Source organism: Allobosea massiliensis (assembly GCF_042655245.1).
Lineage (GTDB): Bacteria > Pseudomonadota > Alphaproteobacteria > Rhizobiales > Beijerinckiaceae > Allobosea > Allobosea massiliensis.
Genome location: NZ_JBHSLU010000004.1, coordinates 28,635 through 47,829, shown reverse-complemented (window position 1 = coordinate 47,829; position 19,195 = coordinate 28,635). Strand labels below are relative to the sequence as shown.

Below are 19,195 nucleotides of genomic sequence, written 5' to 3'. Positions count from 1 at the left end.
ACGAGTTCAGCCGACGATGTCGGGCGTGCGCCAGCCGAGATGCTGGCCGGCGTCGACCGCGATCATCTGGCCGGTGACCGAGCGGGCACGGGCGAGGTAGAGCACCGCCTCCGCGATTTCGGCGGCGTCGATCTTGCGGCGCAGCAGCGTGCCGGCCGCCTCCTGCTCCATCGCCTCCGGCCCGTCATGCGGGTTCGGCAGCGTCGGGCCGGGACCGACGGCGTTGACGCGGATGCGCGGTGCCAGCGCCTGCGCCATCGTCTTGGTCGCGGTCAGCAAGGCGGCCTTGGTCAGGGTGTAGGAATAGTATTGCGGCGTCAGCTTCCAGACGCGCTGGTCGATGATGTTGACGATGGCGCCCTCGCGCCCCTCCGGGAGCCGGTTGGCGAGAGCTCCGGCAAGGACCGAAGGCGCCCGCAGATTGATCGAGAACTGGCGGTTCCAGGTCGGCACGTCGAGGGTCGTGACCTCGTCGACGAGGAAGCTGGAGGCATTGTTGACGAGCAGCGTGACGGGGCCGAGAGCGGCCTCCGCGGCCGGTATCAGGGCCGCCACGGCCTCCGGATCGGCCAGATCCGCGACCAGCACCGCAGCGCGGCCGCCGTCCCGGACGATTCCCGCCGCCAGCGAATCGGCCTCGTCGCGCGCGCTGCCGCAATGGATCGCGACGGCATAGCCATTCGCGGCCAGGCGCTCAACGATGGCGCGGCCGATGCGGCGGGCGCCGCCGGTCACGAGCGCGACGTCACCCATCGATCCGCTCTCCTATCTTCGACCGGGCTTGCCCGGAAGCGTCGGTCGAGCGGCGCTGCAGCCGCCGCTCCCAGTGCTTCGCCACCCGCAGATAACGGTAGAAGGCGTAGTTCATCGCGGTCATGAAGCCGTAGACGCCGCGCAGGGCATGACGCCGGCCGATATAGGCCTTGATGAAGTTGGCGGGGAACTCGACCGCGAGCCGGAACACCGACAGCGTCTGGCCGCGGCGGTCGAGATCGTCGGCCTGGGCGTCGCTGTAACTGTTGAGCTTGCTCATCTGTTCGCCGAGCGAGCGCACGGAGTAGTGATGTACCGTCCTCTTGAGGCGCGCGACACGCGCGCCAGGCGCGAGATCGACGCGGTCATGGACGGGCGAGGGCGAGTAGCGGCCCTTGTCCTTCCGGTAGAGCCGCACGGGGGCTAGCGCATAGGCGAAGCGGTGAGGCGCGGGCTCGCCAGGGAAGATCTCCGCAATGCGAATCTGGTAGGCGTCCGCGGCCGGGCCTGGGCCAGCGAACAGGCTGGCGATCTCTGCTGCGAGATCGGGCGGGACGACCTCGTCCGCATCGATGTTGAGCAACCAGTCATGCCGACACTGCTCTTCCGCGAAGCGCTTCTGCTGGCCATAGCCCGGCCAGGGATTGAAGACGACCCGGGCTCCAAGCCTCTCCGCGATGCCCTGCGTGCCGTCGGTCGAACCCGAATCGACGAGGACGATGTCGTCGCTCAGGCCGCGCACCGCTTCGATGGTGCGGCCGATCCGGTCCGCTTCGTCGCGGGCAATGATGAAGATCGAAAGCTGCGGCACCCTGTGTCCATCATTGGCCTGAGGCGCCCGTGGCTTAAGCATGCGACGGCAGGGGCCGCAAGCGGCCCTGGAAAAATGTGGCGAGAATGGGAACTCGACGTCAGGTCGCGAGTTGAGAGTGCGGGCCGAAGCGACGTGTCACGACATCGTTAGTATTCGGTTCACCATTAGCTGTGCTTTAACAGTGATTAACACGTTTTTACGCATTCGCCGCAGTCATCCCAATCGTGCCCCATTTTTGCCGCGGTCTGTGAGGCAGATGTGGTGCCGCTGCAACAGACAAAATCGTCGGCAGGTCTTATAACCGGCTCATCGACATCACCCGCCGGTCCCGCCGGCAAAACGACGACCCTCAGGAGTTCCAAATGAAGAAGTTTCTGCTTTCGAGCGTTGCGGCCCTCGGCCTCGTCGCCGCCGGCGCTGCCTCGGCCGCTGACCTGCCGTCCCGCAAGGGCCCGGTCGTCGCCCCGGTCTACGCCCCCGTCTTCACCTGGACCGGCTTCTACGTCGGTGCGAACGCCGGCTACGGCTTCGGCAACGTGAATGCCGGTACGGTGTTCGGTAACCGCACGGTCAACATCGGCGACCTCGACGGCTTCGTCGGCGGTGGCCAGGTCGGCTACAACTACCAGATGGGCCAGTTCGTCGTGGGCGTCGAGGCCGACATCCAGGGCGCCGACCTGAACTCGGGTTCGAGCTTCTTCGGTGACCGCGTTCGTACAGAGTACTTCGGCACGGTTCGCGGCCGCGTCGGCGTCGCCTTCGACCGGTTCATGCCCTACGTCACCGGTGGTTGGGCTTACGGCAACGTGAAGACCACGATCGGCGGCGTCGGCTCGACCGACAAGACCCACACCGGCGGCTACGCCGTCGGCGGCGGTCTCGAGTACGCCTTCACCAACAACTGGACCGCCAAGGTCGAGTACCTCTACGTCGACCTCGGCGAGAAGACGGTGTTCAACTCGGGCGTGAAGGTCGGCACCGACTTCTCGGTCGTCCGCGCCGGCCTGAACTACAAGTTCTAGTCTGCCTCCCCTCGCGGGGAAAAGAGAACCCGGTGGCTTCGGTCACCGGGTTTTTTGTTGTCTGGACTGGTTTTGCCGGCCTCTGCGGCCGATGGGAAACGCGGTCCTCCCAGAAAGGCCGGCCTCTGCGGAAAAGACCGGCGATGCGAGAGGGTCAGCCCTTGAACCGGGTCGCCTCGAAGGCGGGGACCTTCGTCGCGAAGGCATCGAGCCAGGCGACGAGCCGGGGATGATCAGTGCGCCAGGTCCCGGCGAAGCGCAGATCGAGATAGCCGAGCGCGCAGGCCAGCGCGATCTCGCCGATCCGCGGAGAATCCGGATAGGCGGGCGGCGCGGCCTCGAGCGACGCGAGCGCGCGCGAAACCTTGCCAGCCTGGTTGGCGACCCAGGCGGCGTTGCGGCCCTCCTCCGGGCGGAAACGCGTCTCGTAGACCTGCAGCAGCGCGGCATCGCAGAGTCCGTCCGCCAGCGCCTGCAGGCGCAGCTGCGCGAAGCGCTCCTCGCCCGTCGGGATCAGGCGTCCGCCGCCGGCAAGGTGGTCAAGATAATCGACGATCACGCGTGAATCGAACAGCGTCGTCCCGTCCTCCAGGACCAGCGTCGGAATCTTGCCGAGCGGATTCTGCTGGCGCAGTGGCTCGGACGGGTCGTTGGTGTCGGCGACGACGATCTCGATGCGATCGCTCAGGCCGAGTTCGGCGGCGGCCATCTTGACCTTGCGGCCGAAGGGGGAGGCGGGGGAGGAGCGGAGAACGAGCATCGGCAAAGCCTCGAGACTGCGGGCGTGTCAGCCGTCCGGACGGATCGGCTCGCATAGATAGCGCGGCTGCGGTCCTTGGGCGAGGCGTTCCGACAGGGCGGGGAGGATGATTCGGGCTTCGTCGCCGAGCATCCAGGGCGGGTTGACGATCAGCATGCCGGTGGCGCTGAGCCCGCCCGCCGCCTCTGGACGATCGACATCGATTTCCAGCCGCAGCAGCCGGCCGATGCCCGCTGCCAGAACCGAATCGACCAGGCCTTCGACAGCGCGGCGGTCCTTGATCGGGTACCAGACCGCGTAAATCCCGGTCGCCCATTTGCGATGCGCGGCGATCAGCTCCGCTGCCAGGGTTGCAAACTCGTCCTTCTCCTCGAATGGCGGATCGATGAGCACGACACCGCGCCGTTCTTTCGGGGGCACATTGCCGCGCAGGGCATTCCATCCGTCGATCGCGAGCGCCTTGCAGCGCTCGTCGCGTCCGATCGCGGCGACGAGTTTCTTGTGGGTCTGGGGGTGGAGTTCGGCTGCGATCAGCCGGTCGTCGCGGCGCATGGCCTGGCGGCAGAGCCAGGGGGAGCCGGGATAGGCGCTCGGCCCGTAGAGAGCACGTGCACCGGCAACGGCATCGCGCCAGGGCTTGAGCAGAGCCTCGACAGGAGGAGCGAGCGGTGCCTGGTCCAGCCGGGCGACGCCGTCCTTCCATTCATGCGTCCGCAGGGCTTCTTCCGAGCCGAGGTCGTAGCGGCCGGCGCCGGCATGGGTGTCGATGACGCGATAGGGCGTGTCCTTGGCGTTCAGATGCGTCAAGATGCGCATCAGAACGACATGTTTGAGGACATCGGCGAAGTTGCCGGCGTGGAAGCCGTGGCGGTAGTTCATGCCGCGCTCTTACGCGGCTTTGCGCCTTCTGTCAGCGCGGCGCCGGCACGGTGATGTCGCGCGTGCGGCAGCCTGAGCGGTCGACCTCCTGGCAGGTCTGGAAACTGCGCAGGTCCTTGGACAGGCAGATGCGGACCTCCTGCAGCACGCCGCGGCGGCAGGCGACCGACATCATGTCGGTCCGCAGTCCCGGATTCGCATCGACGAAGGCGCGCTCCAGATCGATGGCGGTCCAGTTCTGCTCGCGTTTGGGGTTTGCGAGCGCCGGCGGAATGATGATCTTCTCGCGCGCCCGGCGTGTGTCGGCGAAATAGTCGCTTGGGCTGGAGCCCGAGCAGGTGCCGTGCTTGCGCCACTGGTGTCGCGCAAGCCCTTCGCTGGGAAACAACCCCTTGGCCTGGTCGAGCGCAATGCGCGAGGGCGTGCGCCCGGCCGGCCCGCATTCACTGGGGTAGCCCTGCTCATGCTGCGGCCAGAGGCCGTGCACCACGAAGCCCAGGCCCGCGCCCTCGGCGCATTGCTCGCGATTGCGGTCGCGCTCCCCGTCGAGTTCGCAGAAGCCGGGCGACCAGGACAGCGCCAGGACATAGAAATCGAAGCTGCCGGGTTCTCCGCCGCGCTGGTTGCGGGGCTGGGCCTGGGCGGTCGTGGCCAATCCCAGGAGAAGCGGCAGGGCCAGTGCGAATCGGGCGAGGCGCATCGGCGGCTCCGCCTCAGGGACGGGCCATCTTGCAATCGGGCGCATAGGCGCGGTGGCGATCGAGCCCGCTGACGCACCAGTTGACGTTCCAGGTCCAGCCGAAGAGGCCGAGATTCTCCCGGACCGAATAGTCGATGCGGTGCAGCGTCCCGTCGTTCAGGGCGATGCGGCCGGTGCAGAAGCGGCGCGGAATCAGGTCGTCGCCGAGCGGCCGGAAGCCGATCGGCCGGATGCGGTCATAGGCCACCGCCTGAAGCGGGCCCCAGAAGCGGCTTTCGCGCGTGTTGAACCAGCTCGTGATCTCGCCCAGCACTGCGGGGTCGTCGCAGGCCGGCAGGGCGCCGGTCAGCGGCACGGTGCGGTTCTCGGCCCGGTCGGCCGGGTGGACGATGCGGCGGCCGGAGGCCTCGGCCGATGCGGCGGCCGTGAGCAGGGCGAGGGAAGCGAGAGCGGTTCGCAGCAGGGCGCGGCGCATGAAAGTCGGCCTCGTGGAGGGGCAGGAAGCGATGGCGCACGATGGCGGCGGCCGTTTGCGGGGTCAAGGCGGCGGCGAGGCGCCGGGGCATCGCGGCGCCGGCTGTGGCTTTTCGATCCGCCGCCGCATCTGACGGAATGGCCGCCGTGCGGCCAGGGCGCTGGCCCGCGAGCGGCGGATCGCGGAAAGTGGCGCGCGAGGATGCAGGAGGATGCCATGACGACGGAGAGCGACCGGGCCGCGACGGCCATCGCCGAACCCGCGGAGCTGCGGGCGCATATGGGCCCGGTCAACCCGCTGGCGGAACGCAAGGTGCTGGACCGGCTTGACGGGCATTGCCGCGATTTCATCGCGCTCTCGCCCTTCCTCGTGCTGGCGACGGCCGACGGCGAAGGCCGCGCCGACGCTAGCCCCCGCGGCGATGCGCCGGGCTTCGTCGAGGTGCTCGACGAGCGGACCCTGTTCATTCCGGACCGGCGCGGCAACAACCGGGTCGACAGCTTCGGCAATGTGCTGGCCTCGCCCGGCGTCGGGCTGATCTTCATGGTGCCAGGCATCGCCGAGACCTTGCGGGTCAACGGCCGCGCGACGCTGACGCGCGATCCCGACCTGCTCGCGCCCGCGACCGTGCAGGAGCGCATGCCGACGCTCGGCCTGCTGGTTTCGGTCGAGGAGGCCTTCTTCCATTGCGGCAAGGCGCTGATCCGGTCGAAGCTCTGGGATCCGGCGAGCCGGGTCGAGCGCAGCCGCTTTCCCTCGCTCGGGCGCATCATGGCGGATCAGACGAAGGCGGTGGGCGTCGCGGAGGCGGAGGCCAATCTCGAAGAGGCCTACCGGACGCGGCTCTACTGAGGACCGCTACGCAAATGCTTCCTCTCCGGGCCGCGACGGCCCGGAGAGGTGAGAGCCATGTCGCTCAGCGGCGGCTGCGCGAGCGGATCTGGTAGGCGTCGTAGTTGAACTCGGCCACCTGCTGCCAGAGCAGCTGCTCGTTGCGATAGGCCATCATGTGGTCGTGCAGCTTCTTGAACATCGGATTCTTGGCGCCGATCTCCTCGTAGAGTTCGGCGGCGGCCTTGGCGCAGGCGTCCATGATCTCCGGCGAGAAGCCGCGCAGCTGCGTTCCCGAGGCGATCAGCCGCTTGATCGCGGCCGGGTTGACGTCGTCGTATTTGGCGATGGTCAGCGAGTTGGCCTGATGCGCGGCGGCGACGAAGATCGCCTTGTCGGTGGCGCTGAGCTCGTTCCATTTCGAGCGGTTGATCATCAGCAGGATGGCGGACGCGCCCTCCCACCAGCCGGGATAGTAGTAATAGGGGGCGACGCGGCTGAAACCGAGCTTCTCGTCGTCATAGGGGCCGACCCATTCGGCGGCGTCGATCGTGCCGCGCTCCAGGGCGGGGTAGATGTCGCCGGCGGCGATCTGCTGGGGCACCGCGCCGAGCTTGGCGATGACCTGGCCGGCGAGACCGCCGATGCGGATCTTCAGGCCCTTGAGGTCATCGACCGTCTTGATCTCCTTGCGAAACCAGCCGGCCATCTGGGCATTGGTGTTGCCGATCGGCAGGCCGATGACATTGTACTGCGCCAGCAACTCGTTGAAGAGGGCGAGGCCGCCGCCCTGGAAGAACCAGGCGTTCTGCTGGCGGGTGTTGAGGCCGAAGGGCACCGCCGCGCCGAAGGCGAAGGAAGGGTCCTTGCCGACATAGTAGAAGGCGGCGGTGTCGCAGCATTCGACCGTGCCGTTCTGCACGGCATCGAGCGCCTGCAGGCCGGGAACCAGTTCGCCGGAAGCGAAATGCTGGAGTTGGATGCGCCCGCCCGACATGTCGGACACCGCCTTGAGGAAGATGTCGCCGGCGCCGAAGACCGCGTCGAGCGCCTTGGGGTAGCTCGAGGTCATGCGCCAGTTGATCGTCGCGGCCTGGGGCGCCTGGGCCGAGGCGGCCGTCGTGCCGGCGGCGAGGGCGGCTCCGGCCAGCCCGGTCTTCAGCATGTCGCGTCTGTTCGTCATCGTCGTTTCTCCCTGCTCGGCCCGCTTGTTCGGCTGGGGCCTTCCGATGGGGCGCGCCGGCCGGGCGGCCGGAGCGCAGTGATGCTGTCGCCGGTCCGTCAGCCGAAGGAGGCCTCCAGCATCGCGGCATAGTCGGCCGCTGTGGCGGCGCGCGGGTTGGTCGCGCTCGAATGGTCCTTGGTCGCGGCCTCGGCGATGGCGGGAATCACGCCGCGTGGCAGGCCCATGGCCGAGAGGCTGCCCGGCATGCCGAGGCGCGCGACGAGGCCGGCGATCCAATCGGCGAGGTCGGTGTCGGGTGCGAGGCCGAGCACCTTGCGGATCTCGGCATATTTCGCCTCCGCCTCAGCCGCGTTGAAGCGCAGGACGGCCGGCAGCAGGACGGCATTGAGTGTGCCGTGATGCAGCGAGATTTCCTTCAGCCCCCCAAGCGGATGGGAGAGGGCATGGACGGCGCCGAGCCCCTTCTGGAAGGTCAGGCCGCCCTGGAGCGCGGCCATCATCATCTCCTTGCGGGCCTCGCGGTCGCTGCCGTCCTTGACCGCGCGCTCGATGAAGCCGACGGCCCGCTTGAGTCCGTCCAGCGCGATCGCTTCCGCCGGCGGGTTCTCGCGCGGGCTGAGATAGGTCTCGATGCAGTGGGTGACGGCGTCCATGCCGGTGGCGGCGGTGAGCCAGGCGGGCAGTCCGAGCGTCAGCTCGGGGTCGCAGATCGCCAGACGCGGGATCAGGTGAGGCGAGATGAAGCCGAGCTTGCGACCGTCCTTCAGCGTGATCAGCGCCGCGCGGCCGACCTCGCTGCCTGTGCCCGAGGTCGTCGGCACGGCGATGACAGGGGCGACCGCGGCCGTGACTTTCGGGATACCGCCGAGGATCGCGGCATAGGTCTCGAGCGAGCCTTCATGGGTCGCCAGCAGCGCCACGCCCTTGGCGAGGTCGATCGGTGAACCGCCGCCGATGGCGACGAGCCCGTCGCAGCCATGCCGGCGGTAGAGTTCAAGCGCGGCCTCGACGGCCTCCTCTGTCGGGTTCGTCGGGGTGCCGTCGAACACCGGCGCGCTGGCGAGCGCGGGTGCCAGCGCCTGGACCTTCGCGACCAGGCCGGCCGCGACGATGCCCTTATCCGCGATGATCAGCGGCTTGGCGACGCCGAGCCCCGCCAGATCGGCCCCGATGGCGTCAATCTCGCCATAGCCGAATTTGACGGTCGTCAGATAGGTGATCAGGGCCATGAGTTTCCTCGCCTGTTGGTGCCAGTTAGCGACGGGCCACAGGCCCGCCGTATCGTGGTCTTACCGGTATGGCCACGAGTTGACAGCGCGTCGCGGGAGCCGTCAACAGGCGGGTGTGGAAGGGGAGGGATGAGGCCCATGCAGGTCGAGAAGGACAGGAGGCCGGTCACCACCCAGCTGGTGCAGCAGATCCGGCGCCTGATGGCCGAGACGGGATTGAAGCCGGGAGACCGGGTGCCGCCGCAGCGGGAGCTCGCCCAGCGACTGGGGGCCAGCCGCCCGACCGTGCGCGAGGCCGTGCTGCAGCTCGAAGGGATGGGCCTGATCCGGATCGAGCCGGCGCGGGGCGCCTTCGTGGCCGAAGGCTTCGACCGCCCGGAGGCCGATCTCACCGGCTGGACTTTCGAGCAGCGCTTCTCGGAGGTGGAGATCTACCAACTGCGCTTCACGCTCGAGGCGTCAACCGTCCAGCTCGCGGCGCGGCACGCCTCGCAGGAGGATCTCGGCCGCCTCTCGGAGCTCAACGAGACGATGCGTCTGGCGATCGAGCAAGCGCGCTATCTCGACGCCATGGAGGCGGATTTCGGCCTGCATATGGCGATCGCGGAGATTGCCGGAAACCGTGCGATCCGCGATATCCTGGGCCTCTACCGGCCGATCATCACCCGCAGCCAGCGGCCGCCGGTGCAGGAGCCGGCCCGGCTGCAGGAGGCGTTCGCCGAGCATGGCGCGATCCTGCGCGCGCTCGGCCGCCGCGACGGCGAGACCGCGGCGGTCGCGATGCGGCACCACATCGTCCAGTCCTCGGACCGGATGAAGGTGCCCTTCATCGCCAGTTGATCAAGGCGCCGAAGGGCTGGTCTCGGCATCGACAGGCGCGCGGCCGGCCGCGCGCCGCTCCAGCAGGATCAGGGCGAGGCCGGCCGCCACGATGAGCGCCGCGCCGGCGAGCATGGCCGACGTCGGCCAATCGCCGAAGATCAGCCAGCCGAAGATCAGCGCCCAGACGATCAGCGTGTATTGGTAGGGCACGACGACCGAAGCTTCCGCCAGCTTGAGCGAGCGCGTGACGCAGAGATGCGCGACCATCGCGACGATGCCGAGCAGCCCCAGTAGCGCGGCGTCCGTCCAGCTCGGCGTGACCCAGCCGAAGGGCAGCAGCACGAGGCCCATCAGCAGGGCGCCCAGCGTCTGCCAGGCGACCAGCGTGACATCGGGCGTGCCGCGCAGATAGCGGCCGGCGATCATCATGCCCGCGAAGAGGACGCTGCCGAGCAGGGCCAGCAGGGCGGGCATCGACAGGCTCGCCCCCGTCGGGTTCAGCGCGATGGCGACGCCGGCGAAGCCCGCCGCGATGGCGAGCCAGCGCCCGGCATCGACCCGCTCGCCCAGCAGCAGCACGGCCAGCAGGGCCGACCAGACCGGAGCCGCCAGCCACAGCGTCATCGTATCCGCCAGCGGCAGATAGGAGACGGCAAGGTAGAACAGCGCGACCTCGCCGGAGCCGAGTGCCACACGCAGGACCTGGAGGCCCGGCCGCTCGGGCCTCAGCGTCCGCATCAGCCCCTGGCGCAGCACGAAGGGCATCAGCACGGCCAGCGCGGCGGCGCTGCGCAGCAGCAGCACCTGGCCGACCGTGTAGGTGGCCACGAGCCATTTCCCCATGACGTCGTTCAGGGAGAACATCAGGATGCCCAGCAGCATCATGAAGATGCCGGCGAGGGTGGCATTGCGGATGGCCATGGAGAGCGGTTCGCCGTTTCGGAGGTCGGACTGTGCAGCATCGCTTTGACGGAGCACGAGGCTGCGGGCAAGCGACCAGGCCGCGCAGCGGCCAGAAGCCGAGCGCCGCATTATAATTTTGTATTGACTTAATTAAGCTAAGACGGAATCATTGGCCCATGGACGCCTTCACCGCTCTTGCCGACCCGACCCGCCGCCGCATCATCGAGATGCTGGCGGAGGGTGAACTTTCGGCCGGGGAGATCGGAGAGCGGTTCACGCTGTCGGCACCGGCGATCTCGCAGCATCTCAAGGCGCTGCGCGAGGCCGGGCTGGTCCGGGTCACGGTCGCAGGCCAGCGGCGCATCTATGCGTTGGACCCGGACGGCATCGACGGCTTCGAGCAATGGGTCCGGCGCGTGCGCGCCTTCTGGCCCGACAGGCTGGCGGCCCTCGAGGCCGCGCTACGAAAGCCCGATCCGGGCGAGGAGGCGTGATGCAGACGCAGACACAGCAGGCGAATGCGAAGGCGTATGGCGAGGTGCTGGAGAGTGGGGCAGTGCGCTTCGAGCGGCTGCTTCCCGGGCCGATTGAGCGGGTCTGGGCCTATCTGGTCGAGGACGGGAAGCGTGCGAGCTGGTTCTGCGGCGGCAAGACGGAAGCCCGCGCCGGCGGCCAAATCGAGCTGTTCTTCAAGCATTCGCGCATCACCGACGAGACGCCGCCCGAGAGTCATCGCCAGATGAACGACGAGGGATCGCTGATGACCGGCACCGTCACGGTCTATGAGCCGCCGCACCGCCTGGCCTTCACCTGGGCGGGCATGGGCGACCCCGATTCCGATGTCGAGATCGAGCTGACGCCGATGGGGCAGCAGGTTCGGCTGGTGCTGATCCACCGCCGGCTGGCGACCAAGTCGCGCACGGCGATGGTGTCCAGCGGCTGGCATCTGCATCTCGGCCTGCTCGAGGACCAGCTCCTCGGTCAGAAGCCGCGGCCGTTCTGGTCGGCCCATGAGCCGCTGATGGCGGAGTATGCGCAGAGGCAGCGCGACGCAGCGCTGTAGGGCCCGCCGGCGGCCGCTCCGGTCAGGCGGATCGGCGCGCCGCGTCGGCCTGACTGGGGGCCGCCGCCGCGGGTTCGGTGGCTTCCAGCGCCAGCACGGTCCGAAGCAGCGTCGCCTGCAGCTCCGAGAGGTCGGCCGTCTCTCGGGTGCGGACGGCGATCTCGGCTTCGCGGGCTGCGGCTTCCACCGCGGAGAAGCCGAGCGTTCCCGCGAGCCCCTTGAGCGTGTGCAGCTCGCGGATCGCGGTTTCGCGGTCGCCGGCCAGCAAAGCCCTGGTGGCTTCGGCCGCGGCACGCGTGGCGTCCGGCCAGAATTGCCGGGTCAACTCGTCAAGCAGATCGCCGCCGATCTCCCGCCTCAATTCGGCGCGGATGAACGGGTCGACGGGGTCGATAACGGTCTCGCCGGCGGCGGCGTCCGCGGCCTGCGCCAGCGCTGCCGGCTTTGCTCTCTCGTCGGGGTCCGGCAGCCAGCGCGCGAGGATCGCGGCCAGCTTGGCGCGGTTGATCGGCTTGGCGACGAAGTCGCTCATCCCCGCTGCCAGGCAGGCCTCGCGGTCGCTGGCGAAGGCGTTGGCGGTCAACCCGATAATGGGCAGTTCGACGCAACCCTGCTGCCGGATCGCCTGCGTCGCCTCGAGCCCGCTCATCACCGGCATCTGCATGTCCATCAACACCAGATCGTAGCGCCCTGAGCTCACCAGGTGAGCGGCGATGCGGCCATCCGGGGCGTGATCGACCTCGACACCGAAGCGCTGGAGGAGTTCGCGCGCGACGGTGAAATTGATCGCGTTGTCTTCCGCGACGAGGATGCGGCCGGTGAAGCGCCGGTCCCCCGTCGGCTCGGGCTTCGGCTGCAGCGCTGGCTCGGGCGCACGGACCGGCTGTCGCTCCGATGGTGTGACGGGTCCGACCGGCAGGGTGAACCAGAAGCGCGTACCACTGCCTTCTCGCGATTCGACGCCGATGTCGCCGCCCATCGCGCCGATCAGCCGCCGGCAGATGGCGAGGCCGAGCCCGGTGCCGCCGAAGCGGCGGTTGATGGTGATGTCGAGCTGGCTGAAATCCTGGAACAGCCGGTCGCGCGCCTCGGGCGGGATGCCGATGCCGGTGTCGGTGTCATCGACCTCCACCGTCAGGCGATCGCCGTCGATGCGGCATGACACATGGACGCCGCCGCGATCGGTGAACTTGACCGCGTTGCCGACGAGATTGAAGAGGATCTGCCGGAGCCGCGTCGCATCCGTCGTGACCCGGGCTTGCGGCTGCTCGACATGCAAGGTGATGTCCTTGTCGCGCGCGCGGGCGCCCATCACATGGGCGACGCTGGCGAAGACCTCGCCGAGCTCGAAGGGAAGCATTTCAAGCTCGACGGCGCCGGATTCGAGCTTCGAGAAGTCGAGAATGTCATCAATGAGCGCAAGCAGGGTATCGCTGCATTCGCCGATCACAGAGAGCTTCTCGCGCTGGCTCTCGCTCATCGGTGTCCCGCGCATGATGTCGACCATGCCGATGATGCCGTTCAGCGGGGTGCGGATCTCGTGGCTCATCGTGGCCAGGAAGATCGACTTGGCGCGGGCCCCGGCTTCGGCGCGCTTGGCGGCGTCGGCGTTCTCGATGCTGAGCCGCTCGAAGCGGCGCCGCGCGATGCGGATCTGGTAGAGCTGGACGCCGAGATAGGCGACGATCATCGCCAGCGAAACGATCAGCGCCGTCATGGCGCCGCCGAGCTGCTGATAGGCTGCCGTCAGCTCGTTGCGGTCCTCCACCCGTATCCGCGACTGGGCGAGGTTGGTGACGTTGAGCAGGCGCTCGGTGTTCTGCATCAGCGGCGAAAGTTCTGCGAGCAGGGCCGCGGCCTGCGCCGTGGCCCCGGCATCCTCTGCCAGCGCATCGATGGTCGGAGCGAGCGCGAGGATGCGATCACGCGCATCCTGCGCCAGCGTCAGGATCTCCGGAGTCTGGCCGAACTTTGTCCGGTAGTGATTGCTGATGAGAACGGTGGTGCGGCTGTAGAGGATGTCGTAGCGCAGCCCGACATCGGCGCGCCGCTGGGCGCTGAAGCCCTCCCGCAGATCCTGAACGGCGCTGGCGAGTTTTTTCGCTTCGCGGTCGAGCTGGTAGGCCGCCCAGACGAGGTCCTCGCGCACGCTTTCATCCGTCGCCCGGTGACGCGTACCGAGCGCCGAAAACATCGCCATGACGACGCCTCCCAGCAGGATGCTGAGCCCGACGAGCGCCAGGATGCCCAGATTGTTCAGCCGGTTCTGTTTGCTGGGCTTATCCATCGGGCGGCGCCTCGGTGCGGTGCGCGCTTCAGCGCACCTCGATGGACTTCACCTGCCAGGCTGAGCGGCCGAAATAGAGCTCGTTGTAGAGCGAGGGCTGCTCGTCGAAGGGGTAGATCACGAAGATCGGCCCCTTGTCGCGCACGGAGATCGGCTTGTCGTTGATCTTCGTCGCGAGGATCACGGGCCATTTGCGGAAGTCCTCGACCGGAATCTCGACCGCGTAGTCGTTGAGCGCCGTCACCTTCAAGGTCGTCCCGGTCGCGCCGACCTGGTCGAGCAGCGCGGCCCCGAGGGGGCCTTCGAAGCGCATCTTGTCGGAATACCAGGGCGTGCTGGCCGTCGTCATGCGCTTGGGCAGAGCGTCCAGCATCGCCGCGTCGAAGGTCGCGCCATCCGGCCCGTTGCGATGGGCGATCTTGCCCGAGACGGTCAGGATCACCGGACCCTTGGCAGCAGGGATTTCGGCAGCGCCGGCCTGGCCGGCAGGTGCGAGGCAGGCAAGGCAGAAAAGGAGTGCGAGACGGATCAGCATGACAGGTCTCCTGTCGGTTGTAAGGGGTTCGCCGACGGCGAGCTCAGCTCGCGAGGGCGATCGGCGTAGTCAGAGGATCGGACGTGGCGTTGATCAGGGCGAGAATGTCGGTCCAGCGGGCCTCGAAAGCGGCGACGCAGGCCGGATCGAAATGGCGGCCGGAGCCGGCGAGGATGAACTGGCGGGCGTCTTCGGGCGGGCGTCCGGGCCGGTAGACGCGGTTGGCGCAGAGCGCCTCGAACACATCCGCCACGGCAGCGATGCGCCCTTCGACGGGGATGTCATGGCCCGAGAGACCGCGCGGATAGCCCTTGCCGTCCCAGCGTTCGTGATGGGTCGCCGCGATGCGTTCGGCGCAGCGCATCAGGGCGGAGCGGCCATCGGCGAGGATCGCCTCGCCGATCGACACATGCGTCCGCATCACCGCCATCTCCTCATCGGTGAGGCGGCCCGGCTTCTGCAGAATGAAGTCGGGGATGCCGATCTTGCCGACGTCGTGCATCGGCGCGGCGGCATGGATGGTCTCGCATTGCTCGGCGTCGAGACCCAGCCCCTCGGCGATGATCTTGCATAGTGCGGCCATGCGCGCGACGTGATCGCCGGTGTGTCCGTCGCGGCAGTCGATGGCGCGCGAGAGCCGCCGCGCCATGTGGCGCTGGCTCTCGACCAGATCCTGCGTCGCCTGGCGAACCTCCTTGGCGAGCCAGGCCGCCTTGTCGCGCATCGCGGTTTGCGCCTCGCGCAGCGCCAGCAGGTTCTGGACGCGAACGCGCAGTTCGACGGGCTCGATCGGCTTGCGCAGGAAGTCGGTCGCACCAGCGTCGAGTGCCGCCAGGCGGGTCTCGCGCTCCTCTGTGGTGGTGACCATCACGATCGGCTGGTCGCGATGGTTCGGCATCTGCCGCAGCGCCCGGATGAAGGAAACGCCATCCATCTCGGGCATCATGTAATCGACCATGACCAGGTCGAACTCGATGCTCGCCGCCGCCTCCAGCGCCTCGAGCGGGTTCGAGAAAACCGTGATGTGATGGTCGCCAATGTTGTTCACAACGCCGCGCAGCACCATCAGATAGGTGCGGTTGTCGTCGACGATCATGATCTTCATGCGGTTGGCCTTTGCCCGGTCAAGCGGCCTCCTGTCGTCGCATGCGGCCGAGGCGGCAGCACCCGCCCCCGCTGCGCCTGCAATTCGGCAGCCACTACTCCTGCCGTTAGGGCAAGCGGATTAAAATAAGTTCAATCCGGATGTGTAAAATGCGACGGTCCGGCAAAAAACTCGTGGCCGGACGCTTGTCTGCTGTCATTTGACCTTGCGAAGCGATGTGCGACGCTGCATCCCCATCGCGCCCCGTCCGGACGACCCATGCCGATCTCCCAGGCCTTTTTCCGCCGCACCAATCTCCTGCTGATGGCGGCGGGCATCCTTGCGCTCGTCACCATCGTGGCGGGCTCGCTGTGGCTGACGCTCGCCTCGGAGCGATCCTTCGCCCAGGTCGTCGATGCGCGCGAGGTCCGCAGCGCATCTGCCGATTTGATGTCGCTCGTTCAGGATGCGGAGACCGGCCAGCGTGGCTTCCTGCTCACGCGCGATGCGACCTATCTGGCGCCCTATACCGAGGCGGTGGCGCGCTTCGAGGAGCGGTTCCAGCGGCTGGCCGAAGCGGTCGCCGACGAGGTCGACATGGGGCCCTATGCGGCGCGTCTGCGCCGTGCGCTGGACGCGAAGATGGCCGAGCTGGCCGAGACGGTGGCTGCGTCGCAGCGCGGCGATTTCGCGGGGGCGCTGGCGCTCGTCGAGGATGGCCGCGGCAAGACGCTGATGGATGAGGCTCGTGCCGCCTTCGCCAGTATCCTCGAGCGCTCGGAGGCGCGCCTGCTCGCCGCCATCGCCGCGCAGGAGACGGCCGCCTCGCGGCTGCGCTGGGTCACGATCATCGGCGCCATCGTCATTCTCGGGCTCGCGGCGGCAGCGGCCTGGACGATCCTGAGCTACACCAACGAGATCGTCGGCGCCCGGCGTGAGCTCGAAGTGCTGAACGCCGGGCTGGAGGAACGCGTGCGCGAGCGCACCGATGCGCTGATCAAGGCCAATCAGGAGATCCAGCGCTTCGCCTATATCGTCACGCATGATCTGCGGGCGCCGCTGGTCAACATCATGGGTTTCACCAGCGAACTGGAGGAGACCCTCAAGCCGATCGGGGCCTATCTCGACGCTTCCGACGACAAGGCGGTGGCGCTGAAGGCCGAGGCCGAGGCGGCGCTGAAGACCGATGCGCCGGAGGCGCTGGAGTTCATCCGCTCTTCGACCCGCAAGATGGACGGGCTGATCAACGCGATCCTGAAGATCTCGCGCGAGGGCAGCCGGGCCCTGAAGCCCGAGCGGGTGATGCTCGATGCGCTGCTCGAGGCGGCCGCGGCGGCCGTCCACCACCAGGCCAGCGAGACGGGCGGCGGCATCGCCATCGAGGCGAAGACCGACCGCATCGTCAGCGACCGCTTCTCGCTCGACCAGATCATCGGCAATCTGCTCGACAACGCCATCAAGTACCGCGCGCCCGATCGGCCCCTGCAGATTGTCGCGCGCACGCTGGCGCCGCGCCCGGGCTGGGTGGCGATCGAGATCGAGGACAATGGCCGCGGCATCGCGGCCAGCGACCACGAGCGGATCTTCGAGCTGTTCCGGCGCTCGGGAACACAAAATACACCGGGCGAGGGGATCGGGCTTGCGCATGTACGCACGCTCGTGCGCAACCTCGGCGGAGACATCACCGTCCGGTCGGAATTCGGGGTGGGAACGACCTTCACGGTCCTGCTGCCGGCCGATCTGCGGAGCGTGAAGCGGAGCCACGAATCATGACCAACGCCAAACCCGTGTCGATCGTGATGATCGAGGATGACGAGGGCCATGCCCGGCTGATCGAGAAGAACATCCGGCGGGCCGGGGTCAACAACGAGATCATCCCGTTCACCAACGGCACCGAGGCGCTGGCCTATCTGTTCGGGCCGGACGGGTCGGGCATGGTCAGCTCGGGACGCCAGCTCCTGATCCTGCTCGATCTCAACCTGCCCGACATGGGCGGCGTCGACATCCTCGAAAAGGTCAAGGCCAACCCGCACACCAAGCGCTCGCCCGTGGTCGTGCTGACGACGACCGACGACAGCCGCGAGATCCAGCGCTGCTATGACCTCGGCGCCAATGTCTACATCACCAAGCCGGTGAACTATGACGGTTTCGCCAATGCCATCCGCCAGCTCGGGCTGTTCTTCTCGGTCATGCAAGTGCCAGAAACCCCGTGACCTCCGCGGATGATCCGGCCATGCCCCATCGGCCGCTGACGGTTCTCTATATCGACGACGACGTGGCGCTGGGCCGGCTCGTGCAGCGCATCCTCGCGCGCAAAGGCTATGCGGTCGAGCATGTCGGCGATGCCGAGGCCGGGCTGGCGCGCATCGCGGAGGGCGGCATCGACGCCGTGATCCTCGACCATGACCTCGGAACGAGTTCGGGGCTGGAGGTGCTGGCGCGTCTCGCCGGCAGCGAGGGCGCGCCGCCGGTGGTCTATGTCACCGCCTCCTCTGAACTCGCCATCGCGGTCCAGGCCTTAAAGGCCGGCGCTGTCGACTATGTGGTCAAGACGATCGGCGAGGATTTCGAGGTGCTGCTGACCGCTGCGCTGGAGCAGTCGGTCGAGCGGGCGCGTCTGCTTCGCGCCAAGGAGGAAGCCGAGCGCGAGGTCCGCGACGCGCGCGACCGCGCCATCGTGCTGCTGGCGGAGGTCAACCATCGCGTCGCCAACAGCCTTGCGCTGGTGTCGTCGCTGGTACGGATGCAGGCCGCCTCGGTGCAGGATGCCGGGGCGCGCGCGGCGCTGGCCGAAACGCAGGCGCGCATCACCGCGATCGGCAATCTCCACCGCAGCCTCTACACCTCCGACGACGTCCGTACCGTCGATCTTGCGGCCTATCTCGAGACGCTGGTGCGCGAGCTCGGCCATTCCATGTCGGCGGCCGGGCGCACGCCCGATATCCGCTTCGAGGCGGTGCCGATCCTGATGAAGACAGACAAGGCGGTGTCGATCGGCATGATCGTCACCGAGCTGGTGACGAACGCGATCAAATACGCCTATCCCGAGGGGACGGGCGAAATCCGTGTCTCGCTCGCGCGCGAGCCGGACGGCGCGACGCTGCTCGTCGTGGCCGATGACGGGGTGGGCTGGTCGGGGCAGGGACCGGCGACGGGCACCGGCCTCGGCGGCAAGATCGTCGGCGCGATGGCGCGCAGCCTCGGCACCAGCATCGACTATGCGCGGCAGGCCCAGGGGACGCGCGTGACGATCCGGATCGTGGAGGACGAGCCCGCGGCCTGAGGCTGACGGCGTCTCAGAGGCTCGCGGCAGCGCGTGCGGCCTGATCGTACTGTCCCGAGAGCGAGCGCATCGCCGTGGCGATCTCGGAGAGGCGCTTCGGGTCGAGCCCGGTCGATAGCACCGACTTGACCAGAAGCTGCTCGCGAATCCGGGCATAGGCACGGCAGGCTTCCTCGCCCGCAGGCGTCACCTCCACCGTCTTCTCCTTGCCCTTGCGACCGGCCTTGAGGAGCTTCAGGCGCTCCAGCTTCTTGAGCGCGTAGTTCACCAGATGCGTGTCCTCGATGTTGAGGACGAGGCAGATATCGGCGAGGCGCTTGGCCTTGCCGCGATGGTTGACGTTGTGCAGCACCAGCACGTCGAGCGGGGACAGGTCCGGCGTGCCGGCGGCCGCCATGGCGCGCACCATCCAGCGATGGAAGGCGTGCACCGTCATGCTCATCGCGAACTCGAATTCCGACAGAGCCGGCATCGCCCCCGCCGCCAGATGGCCGGAGGAGACGATGGGGCCGAGTTCGGTGGAGGAGGGCGGTGATGACATCGTCGCTCGCCGGAGGGGCCGCGGGGGA

At 68.0% G+C, this 19,195-nt stretch carries 22 protein-coding genes; 9 read left to right on the top strand and 13 right to left on the bottom strand.

The window, feature by feature from the left end:
• Positions 1-6 precede the first annotated feature (6 nt).
• Positions 7-753 carry an SDR family oxidoreductase gene (locus tag ACFPN9_RS01240; protein WP_066724711.1) on the bottom strand — a complete coding sequence of 249 codons (747 nt, stop codon included), beginning with the start codon at positions 751-753 and terminating at the stop codon, positions 7-9.
• Positions 746-1,606: a glycosyltransferase family 2 protein gene (locus ACFPN9_RS01235; protein ID WP_066724713.1), complete on the bottom strand. Its 861-nt coding sequence runs from the start codon at positions 1,604-1,606 to the stop codon at positions 746-748. Before ACFPN9_RS01235 ends, ACFPN9_RS01240 begins: the two co-directional genes overlap by 8 nt.
• A gap of 323 nt (positions 1,607-1,929) precedes the next feature.
• Between ACFPN9_RS01235 and ACFPN9_RS01230 the strand changes: the two genes are divergently transcribed.
• Positions 1,930-2,589, top strand: coding sequence for an outer membrane protein (locus ACFPN9_RS01230; protein ID WP_066724715.1), 660 nt, complete (start codon positions 1,930-1,932; stop codon positions 2,587-2,589).
• Positions 2,590-2,743: 154 nt separating this feature from the next.
• Here the strand turns inward: ACFPN9_RS01230 and ACFPN9_RS01225 are convergent, their stop codons facing one another.
• Genes ACFPN9_RS01225 through ACFPN9_RS01210 form a run of 4 tightly spaced genes read right to left on the bottom strand, consistent with a single transcriptional unit; the run spans position 2,744 to position 5,403 of the window.
• Positions 2,744-3,349, bottom strand: coding sequence for a glutathione S-transferase (locus tag ACFPN9_RS01225; protein WP_066724717.1), 606 nt, complete (start codon positions 3,347-3,349; stop codon positions 2,744-2,746).
• A gap of 27 nt (positions 3,350-3,376) precedes the next feature.
• Positions 3,377-4,228 (bottom strand): 23S rRNA (adenine(2030)-N(6))-methyltransferase RlmJ, encoded by an 852-nt coding sequence (locus tag ACFPN9_RS01220; protein WP_066724720.1) that lies wholly within the window; start codon positions 4,226-4,228, stop codon positions 3,377-3,379.
• A gap of 31 nt (positions 4,229-4,259) precedes the next feature.
• Positions 4,260-4,928 carry a ribonuclease T2 family protein gene (locus tag ACFPN9_RS01215; protein WP_066724723.1) on the bottom strand — a complete coding sequence of 223 codons (669 nt, stop codon included), beginning with the start codon at positions 4,926-4,928 and terminating at the stop codon, positions 4,260-4,262.
• 13 nt (positions 4,929-4,941) lie between these two features.
• Positions 4,942-5,403, bottom strand: coding sequence for a hypothetical protein (locus tag ACFPN9_RS01210; protein ID WP_066724726.1), 462 nt, complete (start codon positions 5,401-5,403; stop codon positions 4,942-4,944).
• On the opposite strand from ACFPN9_RS01210, the gene ACFPN9_RS01205 reads away from it, so the two are divergent.
• The gene (locus ACFPN9_RS01205; protein WP_280939912.1) at positions 5,402-5,536 is read left to right on the top strand and encodes a hypothetical protein; all 135 of its coding nucleotides are present in this window, start codon (positions 5,402-5,404) and stop codon (positions 5,534-5,536) included. The two genes, ACFPN9_RS01210 and ACFPN9_RS01205, sit on opposite strands and share 2 nt — an antisense overlap.
• An 83-nt stretch (positions 5,537-5,619) precedes the next feature.
• Positions 5,620-6,255: a pyridoxamine 5'-phosphate oxidase family protein gene (locus ACFPN9_RS01200; protein ID WP_066724844.1), complete on the top strand. Its 636-nt coding sequence runs from the start codon at positions 5,620-5,622 to the stop codon at positions 6,253-6,255.
• Positions 6,256-6,319: 64 nt separating this feature from the next.
• Here the strand turns inward: ACFPN9_RS01200 and ACFPN9_RS01195 are convergent, their stop codons facing one another.
• Together ACFPN9_RS01195 and ACFPN9_RS01190 are read right to left on the bottom strand one after the other, a co-directional pair.
• Positions 6,320-7,417: a TRAP transporter substrate-binding protein gene (locus ACFPN9_RS01195; RefSeq protein ID WP_066724729.1), complete on the bottom strand. Its 1,098-nt coding sequence runs from the start codon at positions 7,415-7,417 to the stop codon at positions 6,320-6,322.
• Between the two features lie 98 nt (positions 7,418-7,515).
• Positions 7,516-8,649 carry an iron-containing alcohol dehydrogenase gene (locus ACFPN9_RS01190; RefSeq protein ID WP_066724731.1) on the bottom strand — a complete coding sequence of 378 codons (1,134 nt, stop codon included), beginning with the start codon at positions 8,647-8,649 and terminating at the stop codon, positions 7,516-7,518.
• Between the two features lie 138 nt (positions 8,650-8,787).
• Here ACFPN9_RS01190 and ACFPN9_RS01185 point away from each other — a divergent pair, with 138 nt between their 5' ends.
• A complete protein-coding gene (locus ACFPN9_RS01185; RefSeq protein WP_066724732.1) occupies positions 8,788-9,489 on the top strand; it encodes a FadR/GntR family transcriptional regulator in 702 nt (233 codons plus the stop codon).
• On the opposite strand, the gene ACFPN9_RS01180 is transcribed toward ACFPN9_RS01185, so the two are convergent.
• A complete protein-coding gene (locus tag ACFPN9_RS01180) occupies positions 9,490-10,392 on the bottom strand; it encodes a DMT family transporter (RefSeq protein ID WP_066724740.1) in 903 nt (300 codons plus the stop codon). It abuts the gene before it with no gap.
• 158 nt (positions 10,393-10,550) lie between these two features.
• On the opposite strand from ACFPN9_RS01180, the gene ACFPN9_RS01175 reads away from it, so the two are divergent.
• Together ACFPN9_RS01175 and ACFPN9_RS01170 are read left to right on the top strand one after the other, a co-directional pair.
• The gene (locus tag ACFPN9_RS01175; protein ID WP_066724742.1) at positions 10,551-10,868 is read left to right on the top strand and encodes an ArsR/SmtB family transcription factor; all 318 of its coding nucleotides are present in this window, start codon (positions 10,551-10,553) and stop codon (positions 10,866-10,868) included.
• A complete protein-coding gene (locus tag ACFPN9_RS01170) occupies positions 10,868-11,437 on the top strand; it encodes an SRPBCC family protein (protein ID WP_082734978.1) in 570 nt (189 codons plus the stop codon). The genes ACFPN9_RS01175 and ACFPN9_RS01170 overlap by 1 nt, the downstream gene beginning before the upstream one ends.
• Before the next feature lie 22 nt (positions 11,438-11,459).
• Here ACFPN9_RS01170 and ACFPN9_RS01165 read toward each other — a convergent pair whose 3' ends face one another.
• The 3 genes from ACFPN9_RS01165 to ACFPN9_RS01155 are packed head-to-tail and all read right to left on the bottom strand — an operon-like array spanning position 11,460 to position 15,364.
• On the bottom strand, positions 11,460-13,724 hold the full coding sequence (locus tag ACFPN9_RS01165) for an ATP-binding protein (RefSeq protein WP_066724745.1): 2,265 nt from the start codon (positions 13,722-13,724) through the stop codon (positions 11,460-11,462).
• Positions 13,725-13,752: 28 nt separating this feature from the next.
• On the bottom strand, positions 13,753-14,259 hold the full coding sequence (locus tag ACFPN9_RS01160; protein WP_082734979.1) for a putative pterin-binding protein: 507 nt from the start codon (positions 14,257-14,259) through the stop codon (positions 13,753-13,755).
• A gap of 43 nt (positions 14,260-14,302) precedes the next feature.
• Entirely contained in the window at positions 14,303-15,364 is a 1,062-nt protein-coding gene (locus tag ACFPN9_RS01155; RefSeq protein ID WP_377815000.1) for an HD domain-containing phosphohydrolase, read from the bottom strand.
• Positions 15,365-15,622: 258 nt separating this feature from the next.
• Between ACFPN9_RS01155 and ACFPN9_RS01150 the strand changes: the two genes are divergently transcribed.
• Genes ACFPN9_RS01150 through ACFPN9_RS01140 form a run of 3 tightly spaced genes read left to right on the top strand, consistent with a single transcriptional unit; the run spans position 15,623 to position 18,626 of the window.
• Entirely contained in the window at positions 15,623-17,116 is a 1,494-nt protein-coding gene (locus tag ACFPN9_RS01150) for a sensor histidine kinase (protein ID WP_066724750.1), read from the top strand.
• On the top strand, positions 17,113-17,556 hold the full coding sequence (locus tag ACFPN9_RS01145; protein ID WP_066724753.1) for a response regulator: 444 nt from the start codon (positions 17,113-17,115) through the stop codon (positions 17,554-17,556). Before ACFPN9_RS01150 ends, ACFPN9_RS01145 begins: the two co-directional genes overlap by 4 nt.
• Positions 17,557-17,576: 20 nt before the next feature.
• Positions 17,577-18,626, top strand: a complete 1,050-nt coding sequence (locus tag ACFPN9_RS01140) for a sensor histidine kinase (protein ID WP_066724756.1) — start codon at positions 17,577-17,579, stop codon at positions 18,624-18,626.
• A 13-nt stretch (positions 18,627-18,639) separates the two neighbouring features.
• Here the strand turns inward: ACFPN9_RS01140 and ACFPN9_RS01135 are convergent, their stop codons facing one another.
• Complete coding sequence (locus tag ACFPN9_RS01135) at positions 18,640-19,167, bottom strand: winged helix DNA-binding protein (RefSeq protein ID WP_066724764.1); 528 nt, start codon at positions 19,165-19,167, stop codon at positions 18,640-18,642.
• Between the last annotated feature and the right edge of the window lie 28 nt (positions 19,168-19,195).